This window comes from Anaerobutyricum hallii DSM 3353, assembly GCF_000173975.1.
Lineage (GTDB): Bacteria > Bacillota > Clostridia > Lachnospirales > Lachnospiraceae > Anaerobutyricum > Anaerobutyricum hallii.
On sequence record NZ_ACEP01000052.1, the window covers coordinates 1 to 14439 of the forward strand.

The window sequence follows — 14439 nt, forward strand, 5'->3', positions numbered from 1 at the left end:
ATTTGCCGAGGATGGGAAGCCCCACCTCTATAGGTGGGGGAGGATGTCACACGATAGATTCTCGAATAGAACTTCTGCATAAACAAGATTGGTATAAATGTTGACCGATGATAGTGTAAAAATATAGGGAGGGCCACAATGGCACAAATAAAAATCTTAAAGAGAAAGAAGGGGGAAGATGATTCAATTTAATTTAGAGTTTGTCTTGGAAAAACCAGAGTTACCGTTAGAATTAGACCGGCTGCTGGTAAGTTTCTTAAAAGCGTCGTTAGAGAGTGCTTCACCAAAGATGTTTGAGCAATTATATGATAAGAGAAGGTCAGTGATAAAACCATACACTTTTTCTTATTATCTGCCAGGGGCAAAGTTTAAGGACGAGAAGATATATTTAAGGCAGAATAAGTTCTCGATGTTTTTTTCAAACGCAGATATGGAGCAGACTATTTATTTTTTTAATGGATTTAAGAAAATATTACATCAGCGTTATCCGATGAATGGTAATTCGATGGAGCTTGTACGCATTAAAAATGTGAGGAGAAAGGAGATAAAGGATCCGGAGATTATTGTGAAAATGCAGAGTTCTCTCATAGCAAGAAGACATGATGTAGAAGAGAACAGAGATACTTATTATGTTTACGACCATCCAGAATTTTCTCAGGTAGTGAAAGAAAATGTACAGACGCTAATTGAGAGATTAGGAGTAGATGTCTCAGTAGAAGGCTTTGAGATTGTTCCAATAAAAGGCAAGAAAATTGTTGCAACGATATTTGGAAGAAAGGTAGATGCGAATATTGGAATTTATAAATTATCAGGAAGTCCAGAACTTCTGACCTTTTTATATCGGACAGGGATGGGAGGCAGACGTTCGGAAGGACATGGGATGTGGAAGATAGTGTATTAATAGGATATTTTTAATTAAAAAAGAAAATATCTAGAGCGTGTTTGAAAAATCATTCTCGCAATCTGCACGCCCCAATTTGCGGTATATTTTGCCTTCATTCAGTTGATGTAACCCGCTACACCGCTCTCATTCAGGCAAAATCTCCCACAAATTGTAACGCACATCTTACAGAAAGGGGGAGAAAAAGTTGGACAGAGTAATTATTACACTCGGTGATTTTCTGAAGAATGCCGGAATTGTAGGTATGAAATACTTGTTGGATATATCCGAAGCAGAAGAAGATTCAGATTATGGTATTACATCAGATGAGCAGGGGATTTGGCTGGATAGAGACTTTGCACTTCATGCAGACTGGACAGATTTATATTTTAATGCCTGTGTAAAGTATTTTGGCAAAAACACAGTATATCAGGGGGTACTTGACAGAATTGAGCGTTGCCTTACTAAAATAAGGGAAGATAAATGGAATCCAGGAAGAGAAGAAAAGGACGATTTAAAGTTTATCACGGAAAAGCTGCTTTCGAATAGCTATCAGAACGGATTCAATATTATCAAAGAGAAGGTAGAGAACCCTGAAGTTTATCTGGAACTGAAGAAGAATAAACTTAGTGATAAATTTGAATCTGATATTTTAAGAAAGCGTTTGGAAGAATTACAGCAATTTTTAACACAGCCGTTATGTAGAGAAACTTTTATTATGAAAAGTATAATTTATAATTATATTAACCGATTTTGGGATGGAAAATGTTTCCTTCTTCGGGCAAATGCAAAAAAGGATATGCGGGCTGTTTTTGAAAAGGATTTTTCGGAACCGTTTCATAAGTATTTAGAAGGTGAACATAAAAAAGCAAAAGATACCTGTATTGACTGTGGGAATGGGATTACTGGAAAAGAAAAGGTTTCTATCGCCTTTATGAAAGAAATGGCAGATGATTTGACAAGAAAGCGTTCCGCTTTCTGGAATTGTCAGGTAGATGCCTTTTTATGTCCTGTATGTGCCTTTGTCTATGCATTAAGTCCATTGGGATTTCAAATGTATGCAAATAAGTTCGTATTTATGAATTTGAATGAAAACATATCGGTATTAGTGGATGTGAACGGTAAAAAACGAGGGAACGGTCTTAAGGAAAAAGGAGAAGAAGAAAACTATACAGTATGGTTTGCAAGGATATTGAATAAAGTTCTTTCTGACAAAGTAAAAGAACTCAATAATGTGCAGGTTATTTTAAGAGGAACACGCGCAGAAGATAATTATATGTTCAGTATTATAGGCAGAGATGCCCTACAGATTCTGAAACAGGAAAAGGTACAGAAAGCATTGAAATATCTTGAGCAACACCCATATGTAAAACTTTCTAATGAATTTGTAAATGTTCATGAGAGCGTTGTTATGAATATTTTGCAGTATCATAAACAGTATAGTTTACTTAATCAGATTTTAAAGGAGTCTCTGGGGAATACTGGAGTAATACCAACGGCATATTGGGTTTTTGTAGTTCAATTATGCACAAGTATTGAAAAAAGAATGGAAGTAAATGTGGGGAGCATTTCTGAAGAGTTGGAACAATCGCAGCAGGGTATTGAAGAAAAACTGTCAAAGGCTAAGGAGGGGATATTTATGAGTCGTATTAAAATGAGGGATGCAGGCTATAAATTGCGTAAAGAGATTTTATTAGCAAAAAAAGCGGAAAATGATGAATGTATGAGGGGAACAATCTATCAATTACTGAATGCTTTGTCTGTGCGAAATGAAGGAAAATTTATGGATATTGTAATACGGTTGTATAGTTCAACAAAATTACCTATGGCAGATGGTTTCGTTTATATGCTTGGAAATAAGGAGAAGTTTTCAGAGTATGGCTATTCTTTTATACTGGGATTAAAGGGAAGTTATACAGATAGTAAGGATAGTAAATCAGAAGATACGAAACAGTCACAGGATGAAAGTGGGGAGGAAAATTAAATGACAAGAGATGGTTTAACATTTACAATGGTATTTTTAGCAGAGAGTGCAAACTATGGTGAGGGAATCGGAAATATCACAACATTAAAGAAAATGACAAGAGGAGATTTCCAGCAGTATTCTTATATTTCAAGACAGGCTATGCGATACAATATCGTAAAGCAGCTTAAATGGGATAATACACCGGTTGACGGCAAGAGTGGTGTAGTACAGTTTGCCCCATCTGCAACAATTGAAGATTATCCAGAAATCGATTTATTTGGATATATGAAAACGACTTCCAAAGCAGATGATAAAAAGGGTGGTGCATCTACAAGAAGCGCAGTAGTGCGATTAAGCAATGCGATTTCTTTAGAGCCATATCAGAGTGACTTGGAGTTTCTCACAAACATGGGACTGGCACAGCGTCAGAACCTCGAAAATGGAATTGCGCAGAGTGAAATCCATCGTTCTTATTACAGCTATACTATATCGATAGATTTAGATAGAATTGGAGTGGATGTGGAAATTGAAGTATCACAGGAAGAAAAAGCAAGCAGAGTAAAGGAGCTTTTAGATACCGTACAGTATTTATACCGAGATATCAGAGGAAGAAGAGAGAACTTAAGCCCACTGTTTATCATCGGTGGAAGATATAAAAGAAAGAATCCATTCTTTGAAAATATTGTGAGTGTAAAGGCAAATAAAATTGGTGTTGCCACGTTAAAAGAGATTGTGGAGGATTCAGAAGAATTAAAGGAATATACTTACACAGGAATCACATCGGGAATTTTCGATAATGAAAAAGACGTAAAAGAAAAATTAAAAGCAGAGTCCGTAGGAAACGTATTCAAACATTTGAAAGAGGAAGTGGATGCTTATTATGAAGGCAATTAGAGTAGAATGTTTTCAGAATCTTGTAAATTATAGGAAACCGAGCAGTTTTATTATTAAAGAAACTTTTCCGCTGCCACCATACTCTACGGTACTGGGCATGATTCATGCTGCCTGTGGTTTTACGACATTTCATCCGATGGAATTAAGTATTCAGGGAAAAAATAAAGGAACGATATCTGAATTATATACAAGATATTCCTTTTCAGCAGGGGTAAAGTTCGAAGAAGGAAGACACCAAATTTGCGTTCATGATAAAGAGGACTATGGAGTATTTAAAGGAATTGCTAATGTCGAACTGATTTGTGAAAATAATATGATTCTTCATATTTTGCCGTCTGAAGAAGATTTTGATACTGTTTATCAGTCATTGTTAAATCCACCACAGTATCTTTCATTGGGAAGATATGAAGATTTACTAGATATTAAAAAGGTAGAAATTGTTCATTTATCATGGGAAGAAGAAGTTAGTGTGCATAATAATATTTATATTCCTGTTGATTATGAAACCGAGGATGGAGAACGCATATTTGAAGATGGTGAAGGTGGCGCAACAATTTATAATCTGACAAGAGAATACGAGATAACAAAAAATGGTTTACGCAGATGGAAGAAAGATGGTGGACGGGTAAGAGCATACTATTATCCGGCTGGCAAGGTATTAGATCAGGGATATGTGGATGATTCTGAGGCAGAAAGTGCTGTTGTATTTAGTAAGAACATAAGATAGATTTTGTGTATTGGGGGAATGAAATATGGAGTTATATGCAAAATCAAAAGCGAAGCAATTGAGCATCAAGGAAGTAGAAGCATTAAAAGAAACTCTGGAAAGTTTTTTAGACAGTTTAGAAGGAATACTCACTCCCAAAGAAGAACAGATAATAATTCAGCAAATTCAGAAAATACAGAATCAAAAAGAAGAAAAGCAGAAAACTTTGAAAGAACATGAAGAAGATATTGTAAAATGTGCCGAAGCTTTTTTCAGAGGATATGGAAAATATTTTACTGAGATAGAAAAAATATTAATTCTCCAAGCTTGCCGCCAGCATGACTGGGGAAAGGCAAATCTCATTTTTCAGTCCAAAGTATGTCAGAAAGTACGAGATAATCTGTCGGAGCCTGAGAAAAAAATTTCTCAGATTCCGCATGGATTTTTAAGTGCAGTATCTATTTCTTATAAGGAATTTCAAAAATTATATGAAGGATTAGAAAAAGATGATTTTAAGGCTTTTATGACAGCGATTTATTATCATCATGATAGAAAAGACGATTTTATTCAGGATGATATAAAAGCATATTGCCAGAAATATTATTTAAAATATCTTTCGGAATATTTGAAAGAAGAGCGGGACAAGGTATACAGCAGCCAGATGAGAAAATTGCTTTTCCGAAATAATATGTCAAGCATAAAGTTAGATGTGAAACCTTCTCTCTGGAACAAATATGTTTTACTCAAAGGAATGCTGAACAAATTTGATTATACAGTAAGTGCTGGTTATGAATTTGCCGAAGAAAATTCAGATCTGGAAGAAAAAAGGCTGGTAAATAATATCAATAAAAATATGAAAGAGCAAAAATTTGCTTTAAAGCCAGCACAAAAATTCATGCAAGAAAATGTAAATAAAAATCTGGTAGTCATTGCCCCGACTGGTTCGGGAAAGACGGAAGCGGCATTGTTATGGCTTAATGGAGAGAAAGGCTTCTATACTTTACCATTAAAGGTTTCGGCCAATGATATTTATCGAAGAATCAAGGATGATTATAATTATAAGGATGTAGAACTGCTTCACTCAGATGCAATGCAAAAATATTTAGAAGAAAGTACAAATGCAGCAGATAGTATATATCAGAGATATGAAAAAGCCAAATTATTATCTAATCCACTTACGATATGTACCGTAGACCAGCTTTTCAAATTTGTATATCGAGCATTAGGAACGGAAATTTTTGCGGCAACTTTAAAATATTCTAAAGTCATTCTTGATGAAGTGCAGTCATATGACCCACATATTATAGCAACGATTGTAACTGGACTAAAACAAATTACAGAAATGGGAGGCCGATTTGCGATTATTACAGCAACTTTTCCTCATGTCCTAAAATATTTCATGGAAAAATGCGGATTAATCCAGGGAGAACAGTATGAATTTCGAGATTTTTCTAAAGAATCAGATATTATCCGGCATAAAGTCAAAATAAAATCAGGAGAAATGAACTTTGATGAAATACTTGAAAAAGGCCGGGATAAAAAAGTGTTAGTTATCTGTAATACTGTCACCAAAGCGCAGGAAGTTTATGAGCAGATTGAGAGCCAGTTAGAAGAGAAAGACCTCCATCTTTTGCATTCTCGATATGTCAAAAAAGACCGCCTGCAACTGGAAAAAATGATTAAGAATTTTTCTGAAAATGAAGAAGAATGCGGAATTTGGATTACAACACAGATAGTAGAAGCCAGCCTGGACATTGACTTTGATGTATTATATACCGAAATGTGTACGGTAGATAGTTTGCTCCAGAGAATGGGACGATGCAATCGAAAAGGGCGTTATATTCCAGAAGAACCGAATGTCATTGTTTATGATAATGCGAATGGAAAGGGAACAGTTTATTATGAAGATATGTATGATCGTTCTCTCGAAAAACTGTATCAATATGAAGATAAAATATTTACAGAAGAGCTGAAAACGGAATATATCAATGCAGTTTACTGCACAGAAGAAATTAAAAAAACAAAGTATTATGAAGAGATTGAATACTGGCTAGAACATTTTTCAACAATTCATCCTATAGAATATACCAAAGAAGATGTCGATAAAAAATTTCGAAATATTCATAGCATAACAGTACTGCCAGATACACTCTATGAAGAAAATCAAGTTCTTTTTGAAGAGGGAGTCAATCTACTCAGAAAACCAAATATAAACAAAGACATAAAGAATATCATTACATCTAAATTTAGCAGTCTGACACTGGGACTTACTTACTATCGTTATAAAGATAATGGGCTAAATGGAATAGATGTCACAACAATCGGCTCTCACGGAGATGACAGAAAAAATAATTACCCTGTAACACAAATTCACAGAACATCAATGAAATATGATTTTGACCCGGATACGGGAAGGGGAAAAGGTCTTATTTTAGGGGAGATAGATGATGAGGCATGTATACTGTAATATATGATTTATGATTGAATAATGAGGACGAAGGTATGACAGATAAAAGAATCACAGGTGTCATGATTTACTATTACTTTGTTTGTAAACGAAAGCTATGGTATTTCTGCCACGAAATCAATATGGAATCGGAAAATGAAAATGTACAGTTGGGAAAGCTTTTGGATGAAAAAAGTTATGAAAGGGATGAGAAACACATCAATATTGATAATGTGATTAACATTGACTTTATCAGGGAACATCAGGAGTTACATGAAATTAAGAAAAGTAAGGCAATTGAAGAAGCCGGAATCTGGCAGGTAAAATATTACCTTTATTATTTAGAAGAACGGGGAGTGAAAAACATTAAAGGTAAAATAGACTACCCTCTTATGAAGAAAACTTTGTTAGTAGAACTATCCGAACAGGACCGTGAAAAATTAAAATCAATTATTGATGAAATTGAATCTATGAAAAAAGAAGAATTTCCACCAAAATTTACAGAACAAAAAATATGTAAAAAATGTGCATATCATGACTTGTGTTTTATATAAAGGCAGCAGGGGGTACAAATGGAGCAGAGCTTCAAATATACAAATTAGGTAAAGATAATCAAGGTGATTTGAAGAGTAGAACAAATGAAACAAAGCTTAAAATATGCTTTACTTATCTTCTGATGAACTGACTTTTCAGGAGGGGTACGAATGAAACAAAGCCTATATATTTATAATAATGGGGATTTAAAAAGAAAAGATAATACATTGCAATTTACAACATATGAAGGGGACAAAAGGGACATACCGATAGAAAGAATTTCAGACATATATATATTGTCGGAAATGTCATTTAACACAGCGTTTATTAACTACATTTCACAGTACGGAATCCCATTACATTTCTTTAACTATTACAACTTCTATACAGGAAGCTACTATCCAAAAGAAAGCTTACTTGCCGGACAACTTCTCGTAAAACAGGTAGAACATTACACCTGCTATGATGAGCGTCTCGTTATAGCAAAAGAATTTATCAAGGCGGCTGCAGATAATATTTATAGAAATTTACGTTACTATAACAGCAGAGGAAAAGATGTAGCTGAGTGTATGAAAGAAGTAAACAGTCTAAGAAAAAAACTAGACCACACAGAGTTTATCGAAGAACTAATGGGAATAGAAGGAAATATACGAAAAAACTATTATAAGGCATGGAACACCATTGTAAATCAGGAAATACAATTTGAGAAAAGAGTGATGCATCCACCAGACAATATGATAAATTCGCTGATTTCTTTTGTAAACTCCTTGATATATGCCAAAACATTGAGCGAGATTTACCACACGCAGCTAGACCCAACAATAAGTTATCTTCATGAACAAGGATTTCGAAGATATTCTTTATGCCTTGATGTATCTGAGGTATTCAAACCACTGATTGGAGACAGATTAATATTTTCTCTATTAAATAAAAACCAGATAACAGAAAAAAGTTTTACAAAAGAACTAAACTTTTTACATCTAAAAAAGGAAGCATCCCGCCTGATTGTCACAGAATTTGAAAAACGAATGAAACAGACAATCATGCACAAAGAATTAGGGAAAAAAGTCTCTTATCAATATTTAATTCGATTGGAAGCATATAAGCTCATAAAACATTTGATAGGAGAAAAAGAATACGAAGGGTTTAGAATATGGTGGTAAAATATGTATGTGATTTTGGTATATAAAAATTTTTGTGTCTTATAGAAGAATGATGACAGAGGTAAAATATGTATGTAGTTTTAGTATATGATATAAGCAAAGACGAAAACGGACAAAAGAGATGGTCGCATATCTTTAAGATATGTAAAAAATATCTATCTCATATTCAAAACTCTGTATTTGAAGGTGAGATATCCAAAGTTCAATTAGTAAAACTCCAACAGGAATTAAAAGTATACATTGATTCCAATCTTGATTCTGTAATTCTATTCAAAAGCCGCCAGCAAAAGTGGCTGGATAAAGAATTTTGGGGTAAGGAAGATGATAAAACAAGCTTTATTTTATAAAACTGTCGATGCCCGACAAGGCAAAAAATGAGGCACATCAATAATAGTATAAGTAAAGGATATGTGATAATTTTTATTTTATAATACATAACAAATTGCGTATTGATTTGATTGACACATAATAAATTATGTATTAAAATATGTTATGTAAGGAGGGATGAGATGAAAAGTTATTCATCCAGAGAAGTGATTGGGATATTGAAGAAAGATGGATGGTATGAGGTTGCTTGTGTTGGCGATCATCACCAATTCAAACATTCAATTAAAAAGGGCAGGGTAACAGTTACTCATCCTAACAAAGATATTCCAATCAAAACCTTACGAAGTATATCAAAGCAGTCTGGAGTTATGTTTCCGTAACTTCTCTGCACATAACGGAGGTGTTAATTATGTCAAAAGACCGATATTCTTATGTAGCTGTTTTTTCTTATGAAGAAGATGGTATTAGTATTGAATTTCCCGATTTACCTGGATGTCTTCCATGTGCTGAGAAAGATAATACAGAGGAAGCTTTAAAAAATGCTAAAGAAGCTCTTGGGCTGCATATATGGGGCATGGAGCAAGATGGTGAAGAGATTCCCGTTCCAACTCCGATTACATCGATTCATTTGGATTCTAACGAAGTTCCTGTATTGATTGAGGTATTTATGCCGCCTGTTCGTGAAAGGATTAATAGTCGTTTTGTAAAGAAAACTTTGTCTTTACCTGCATGGCTGGCGGCCAAAGCCGATGAAGATGGTGTTAATTGTTCCAGAATATTTCAACTTGCTCTGATGAATTATTTACAGGTCAGTGAAGAGAATAAAGCAGGAATCAACTAATTTAATGAAATTCCGTTTGGTTGATATCGGACGGGATTTCTTTAGGTTCATAGGCGGTTTAAAATGAAAAATATAATTCTAAGTTGCAGTTTGATTATATTACAGTGAGTCTGCTGATAAGTAGAGAAGTAAGAATATACATTTAAAAAATTAAAAGAAATAGCATACGCGGTGAGAAAAATAAAATTATAGAACTGTCGATGTTCGATAAAGTAAAAAACAGGGGACATCGACAATGGCATAAATAAAAGATATATGATAATTTTTAAATGAGAATATAAGGGAAAAACACAGATTGAGTCTAAGATCGACAGAAATAGGAGTGAAAAAGTAGGAAAAATGAGGAAAATTAAGTAACGGGAATTAATAGAAACATTGTGGAATGTAAATATTTCTTTGAAAATGTTTAAAAATCCACTTCCTGGAATTAATAGAAACATTGTGGAATGTAAATCTAAATATTGTTCCGATTCCTTTTGTAAACAAATCGAATTAATAGAAACATTGTGGAATGTAAATAAATTTACTAATGTCAAATTTGACTCCAATTCGTGAATTAATAGAAACATTGTGGAATGTAAATGATGATACAAATGTAAATGATGTGGTTAAAATTAGAATTAATAGAAACATTGTGGAATGTAAATATTGATGGAATGGTATTAGGATATAAAGATATTGGAATTAATAGAAACATTGTGGAATGTAAATAATTAACACAAAATTCACAAAGCATTGCAATTGCGAATTAATAGAAACATTGTGGAATGTAAATTGAACTTCCTCCGAACCCGGGAACCCAGTCGGGGACATGAATTAATAGAAACATTGTGGAATGTAAATATGTCTTGTAATTAATAAAGCGGCTGTACAAACCTGAATTAATAGATACATATTGGAATGTAGATTATTATCATAATTAATATTTAGCAGATGGGATATATCAAAAAGAAAATATGACAATGATTTTAAACGGGACATGAAATTGCTAACAGTGATATTTTAAGTGAGGTGCTGAAAGGTGATAGAGTATGAGAATTATGGAAAATTAGAGAGTCTTGCAGAATTAGAAAATGCCATAGAGATGGGATTAGATATTGAGTTTCTTCTATATGATACGAGGTATAATATTTCTTGGAGAGATAACAAACCATTTATATGCGAATGTCCAGAAGGAGTGGCTAAGTTTTTTGATACCTCAGAACTTTTGTTACAGAGGTATGAAGTGGGTGACAATCCTCTGAAATCTCTATGGGGAGATATGAAAATATTATCTATGTGATTAACATGTTTGGTAAATGGAAGGCGGACGTGTTAATTTTATACCTATTTTAAGGAGAAATTTTATAGAAATACTCTGGAATACATTTGCACAAACTCCTTGCATAGTTTAAAATAGGAAACAATATTACAGAAATTACGAAACAAAAATTATTAGATTTTAAAATTGAGACAAAGAAAAAAATGAAAAAATGTAAAATCACAGTCATGCGTAAAGCATGCTATAAAGATTTAATGGAAAAATATGAGAATCCTATGGAACATGCTTGTGATATAGAAGAAGGGCAAGTTTTCATCGCCAATGGCTGGTGTAAGCCAGTTGGAATGTGCGATAGTGCCTGGGAGAGTATGTCGCCATTTGTCATGACATTAGCATATGGAGGCAAGGACATTTACAATGGATGGATGAAAAATGAAAAGTCAGCAATGATATCCTGCAATGATGGGTTCCGTCCAGTGAGTTTTCTTATTGAAGCTTTGGAAGAAGAAGCTGATTAGTGCACTGGATTATTGACAGAAAGTTTCATATTAATTGTGAATTGGATTATCTACTATAAATAAGCAAATATCAAAAAGTGCATAAAATTTATAAACGCTTGTGTATATCACATATACTGTAAGTTCTGCTGATATTATTGATGTCTGTACATAACAGATATGCTTGTACAATTTTTTATTTACTCATTTATAGTTATATATTAATAAAAATATAAAAGTCATATAAGAAAGAAGAAATAAAATGCAAAAAACTTACACCGTAATAGAAATTTATGAAGCAGATTTTGGCTGTGAAGAGCGGCCGGAAGGGCAGGAAACAATGGTAGGCATTCGTTTGAAGGCAGAAGATGGAGAAGAAATTCATAGGCAGGAAGCGGATGCTGAACTATATGCCAAGAATATCAATGAAGGCGATAAAGTTATTTTTATTGAAGGAAGAATTGAAAAGCAATGTTGATTTATTTGTTGATTATTAATATAATAGCGTTTATTATGTATGGAATAGATAAATGGAAGGCACACAGAAAACAGTGGAGAATTTCGGAGAAAATGTTACTTTTTCTTGCGGTAATCGGTGGAAGTGCAGGTGCTTTGGCGGGAATGTATATCTTTCATCATAAGACATTGCATAAAAAGTTTACGATTGGAGTGCCGCTTATTCTGGTGATACAGGTAATGATTTTTATCTGTATTATGGAGAATTTTTACAGATAGGACGGGGAAATGATTACAGAGTATAAATTAGAGGATGCAGGCCGGGAAATGCTGATTACGATAAAGCGTTCTTCCAGAAAGACACTTGGTCTTGAAGTTCGGGAAAATGGGGAAATATTTGCCCGGATTCCAGAGAAGTTATCAGACAGAAGTTTGAAATCTTTCATTGAAAAGGAAAGGGACTGGATTATTAAGAAGAGTGAGCTGGTAAAATGGGAGAGAGAACATCGACAGACAACCAATGCAACACCTGTTCAGGAACTGACTTCAGAAGAAATTGAGAATATTTCACAGAAAATTGTGGATAGAGTTCGATTTTATCAGAAGAAAATGGGTGTAACAGTGGGCCGTGTTGCAATTAGAAATCAGAAAACCCGGTGGGGAAGCTGTAGTGCAAAAGGCAATTTAAATTTTAATTATCAGATTTATTATCTTCCAGATGAATTATTAGATTATGTCGTTGTCCATGAACTGGCGCACAGACGGCACATGAATCATTCGGATGAATTTTGGAGAGAAGTTGAAAAATATTTTCCAATGTACCGTCAGTGCAGAAAAAGATTAAAAGAAATACGATTGATTAATTGAGGAATACAATGTTTGATGTTGGTGATAGAATAATCGGACTGGAATTGCCGGACACTTTTTATAAATTAGCGGAATTACTGGAGCAGGATCAATTTGAACTGCTCTTATCAAAAAATAGAATAAAAGATATGCATAGAAAACAGGACATTTCCCTTGTATATTTAATGAATGATGCTGTGGAAAGTTTTCTTGTTTTCCATAATGCTACAATAACAGGACAATACAAAAGTGAATACGAGGGAGGGCTACTGGCTGTTCTTGATAAAAAAGAAGAGGAGTATGTTCTGGTCGTGCATCAGGGAGACAGCGTAATTACACTGTTTTTTGAAGACTTATTGCAGCAAAATAATTTATATAATTACGGAGATATCGGACATTTCTGGGTAAAAGGATACGAATATCTCCGTTTGTTAGAATATCGCCTGGCAATTCTTCGTGATAAATGCGATTATCTGGATATAGATTGTAGCACGCCAGAAGAGCGAAAACTGGCAGCATTAGTAGAATTTCCACCACTGAATTATTGCTGTTATCCAGCGGTGCCGGAAAAATATATCGTTCCAAGACAAAATCCGTGGCAGCCTTCGGATGAAGCAATCGATTTGATGATAGAAATAGCAAAAGAAGCAGGAGATAAATTATTTGTACATATTTTATCTTATTATCAGAAGAATAATTCCAAACTTATGTCCAGATTTATTGCCAGAATGCTCCACAGGAAAAAACATATAAAAATAGTCAGAATACTCACGAAAAAACTCCAAAAAGCAGCCTCAATCTATCCAGTACGTTCTTTCGGAATAGAAAATGATATACAAATACAAAAATGTCTGGAAAAAGCAAAACAAAAAAAACAGGAGTTAAAGGAAAAAGGAATAAAGGCAGATATCATAAGAGAAGAACCATTTGTAGAGGCTCAGGATTCCGTACAATATAAAATTTACCTAATGAAGTGGAAACAACAAAGAGGTAACTACACTACAGAAATAGAGGAGATTACTATTTAATTCGTTAGACAAACAGACACCCGGGAAGAGAACCGATACCCTATATTTGTGACTTTAGTCGCGGCGGTTTAAATGCTCGCTTTACTCGCTCGCATCTAAGCCTTGCTCCGAGGCTACAAATATAGGGTATCGGTTCTCTTCCCGGGCTGTCTTTGGATGGATTTTGTTTGAATTAAATAGTGGTTGCGGAGATTTGGGGGAGAGGGCAGAAATTTTCTGCTTCCTCTCAGAATATTGTAGATAGATATTTTTATCTAAATTGAAACAGTAAATATTTTAGAAGAACGAAGATCCACTACTTACTCTGAAATTATTGAAATATTCCGATGATAGTCACTAAAAAGATATATTTTCTTTTTATGAGTTATATGTACCTACCTATGGTTATTCCATAAGAATTAGATAAAGAACTAGATTTTAACCAAGCTTGGCATGATTATCTTATATTATACACAATATTTATAAAATTAAATTTAAAATGCCGATTTCTTCATTTTACTATTACATACAGGCAGGTCAAATCATCCCCCTCCATTCCCCGTCATTCTCGAGTAAGCAGAATACATCAGCTTCTGTCCCCCAATCCCTTCCACC

General features: G+C 34.1%; 16 protein-coding genes, 2 pseudogenes and 1 CRISPR repeat array. Of the genes and pseudogenes, 17 read left to right on the plus strand and 1 reads right to left on the minus strand.

Annotated elements, in window-relative coordinates; translation table 11 throughout:
* The first annotated feature begins 178 nt into the window (after positions 1 to 178).
* Complete coding sequence (gene cas6, locus EUBHAL_RS04385) at positions 179 to 901, plus strand: CRISPR-associated endoribonuclease Cas6 (protein ID WP_005345373.1); 723 nt, start codon at positions 179 to 181, stop codon at positions 899 to 901.
* A 14-nt stretch (positions 902 to 915) separates the two neighbouring features.
* Here cas6 and EUBHAL_RS16705 read toward each other — a convergent pair.
* A pseudogene (locus EUBHAL_RS16705) lies at positions 916 to 1035 on the minus strand (DUF6783 domain-containing protein).
* Here EUBHAL_RS16705 and EUBHAL_RS16710 point away from each other — a divergent pair.
* The 16 genes and pseudogenes from EUBHAL_RS16710 to EUBHAL_RS04460 form a co-directional block, all read left to right on the plus strand.
* A pseudogene (locus tag EUBHAL_RS16710) lies at positions 1003 to 1101 on the plus strand (DUF6783 domain-containing protein); the annotation flags it as partial. The pseudogenes EUBHAL_RS16705 and EUBHAL_RS16710 overlap by 33 nt on opposite strands.
* The gene (locus EUBHAL_RS04390; RefSeq protein ID WP_005345375.1) at positions 1089 to 2864 is read left to right on the plus strand and encodes a Cas8a1 family CRISPR/Cas system-associated protein; all 1776 of its coding nucleotides are present in this window, start codon (positions 1089 to 1091) and stop codon (positions 2862 to 2864) included. The pseudogene EUBHAL_RS16710 and the gene EUBHAL_RS04390, both read left to right, overlap by 13 nt.
* Entirely contained in the window at positions 2865 to 3740 is an 876-nt protein-coding gene (gene cas7i, locus EUBHAL_RS04395; RefSeq protein WP_005345377.1) for a type I-B CRISPR-associated protein Cas7/Cst2/DevR, read from the plus strand.
* The gene (gene cas5b, locus EUBHAL_RS04400; RefSeq protein ID WP_242648737.1) at positions 3727 to 4467 is read left to right on the plus strand and encodes a type I-B CRISPR-associated protein Cas5b; all 741 of its coding nucleotides are present in this window, start codon (positions 3727 to 3729) and stop codon (positions 4465 to 4467) included. Before cas7i ends, cas5b begins: the two co-directional genes overlap by 14 nt.
* 25 nt (positions 4468 to 4492) lie before the next feature.
* Positions 4493 to 6913 carry a CRISPR-associated helicase/endonuclease Cas3 gene (locus EUBHAL_RS04405; protein ID WP_005345380.1) on the plus strand — a complete coding sequence of 807 codons (2421 nt, stop codon included), beginning with the start codon at positions 4493 to 4495 and terminating at the stop codon, positions 6911 to 6913.
* 35 nt (positions 6914 to 6948) lie between these two features.
* A complete protein-coding gene (cas4, locus tag EUBHAL_RS04410) occupies positions 6949 to 7446 on the plus strand; it encodes a CRISPR-associated protein Cas4 (RefSeq protein WP_044921975.1) in 498 nt (165 codons plus the stop codon).
* Between the two features lie 150 nt (positions 7447 to 7596).
* The gene (gene cas1b, locus EUBHAL_RS04415) at positions 7597 to 8589 is read left to right on the plus strand and encodes a type I-B CRISPR-associated endonuclease Cas1b (protein ID WP_005345387.1); all 993 of its coding nucleotides are present in this window, start codon (positions 7597 to 7599) and stop codon (positions 8587 to 8589) included.
* A 68-nt stretch (positions 8590 to 8657) separates the two neighbouring features.
* Positions 8658 to 8936 (plus strand): CRISPR-associated endonuclease Cas2, encoded by a 279-nt coding sequence (gene cas2 / locus EUBHAL_RS04420; RefSeq protein ID WP_005345388.1) that lies wholly within the window; start codon positions 8658 to 8660, stop codon positions 8934 to 8936.
* Between the two features lie 162 nt (positions 8937 to 9098).
* Complete coding sequence (locus EUBHAL_RS04425; protein WP_005345389.1) at positions 9099 to 9296, plus strand: type II toxin-antitoxin system HicA family toxin; 198 nt, start codon at positions 9099 to 9101, stop codon at positions 9294 to 9296.
* A gap of 29 nt (positions 9297 to 9325) precedes the next feature.
* A complete protein-coding gene (locus EUBHAL_RS04430) occupies positions 9326 to 9757 on the plus strand; it encodes a type II toxin-antitoxin system HicB family antitoxin (RefSeq protein ID WP_005345391.1) in 432 nt (143 codons plus the stop codon).
* Positions 9758 to 10117: 360 nt separating this feature from the next.
* Positions 10118 to 10665: direct repeats of the CRISPR family, unit length 30 nt; unit sequence GAATTAATAGAAACATTGTGGAATGTAAAT.
* A 113-nt stretch (positions 10666 to 10778) separates the two neighbouring features.
* Positions 10779 to 11039 carry a hypothetical protein gene (locus EUBHAL_RS04435; protein ID WP_005345393.1) on the plus strand — a complete coding sequence of 87 codons (261 nt, stop codon included), beginning with the start codon at positions 10779 to 10781 and terminating at the stop codon, positions 11037 to 11039.
* 182 nt (positions 11040 to 11221) lie between these two features.
* On the plus strand, positions 11222 to 11536 hold the full coding sequence (locus EUBHAL_RS04440) for a TIGR04076 family protein (protein WP_005345394.1): 315 nt from the start codon (positions 11222 to 11224) through the stop codon (positions 11534 to 11536).
* Positions 11537 to 11777: 241 nt separating this feature from the next.
* Positions 11778 to 11993 carry a hypothetical protein gene (locus tag EUBHAL_RS04445; RefSeq protein WP_005345395.1) on the plus strand — a complete coding sequence of 72 codons (216 nt, stop codon included), beginning with the start codon at positions 11778 to 11780 and terminating at the stop codon, positions 11991 to 11993.
* The gene (locus EUBHAL_RS04450) at positions 11987 to 12250 is read left to right on the plus strand and encodes a DUF1294 domain-containing protein (protein ID WP_005345396.1); all 264 of its coding nucleotides are present in this window, start codon (positions 11987 to 11989) and stop codon (positions 12248 to 12250) included. Before EUBHAL_RS04445 ends, EUBHAL_RS04450 begins: the two co-directional genes overlap by 7 nt.
* A gap of 9 nt (positions 12251 to 12259) precedes the next feature.
* Entirely contained in the window at positions 12260 to 12838 is a 579-nt protein-coding gene (locus EUBHAL_RS04455) for a M48 family metallopeptidase (protein ID WP_005345397.1), read from the plus strand.
* Positions 12835 to 13845 carry a DUF3878 family protein gene (locus EUBHAL_RS04460; protein WP_242648738.1) on the plus strand — a complete coding sequence of 337 codons (1011 nt, stop codon included), beginning with the start codon at positions 12835 to 12837 and terminating at the stop codon, positions 13843 to 13845. Before EUBHAL_RS04455 ends, EUBHAL_RS04460 begins: the two co-directional genes overlap by 4 nt.
* Positions 13846 to 14439 lie beyond the last annotated feature (594 nt).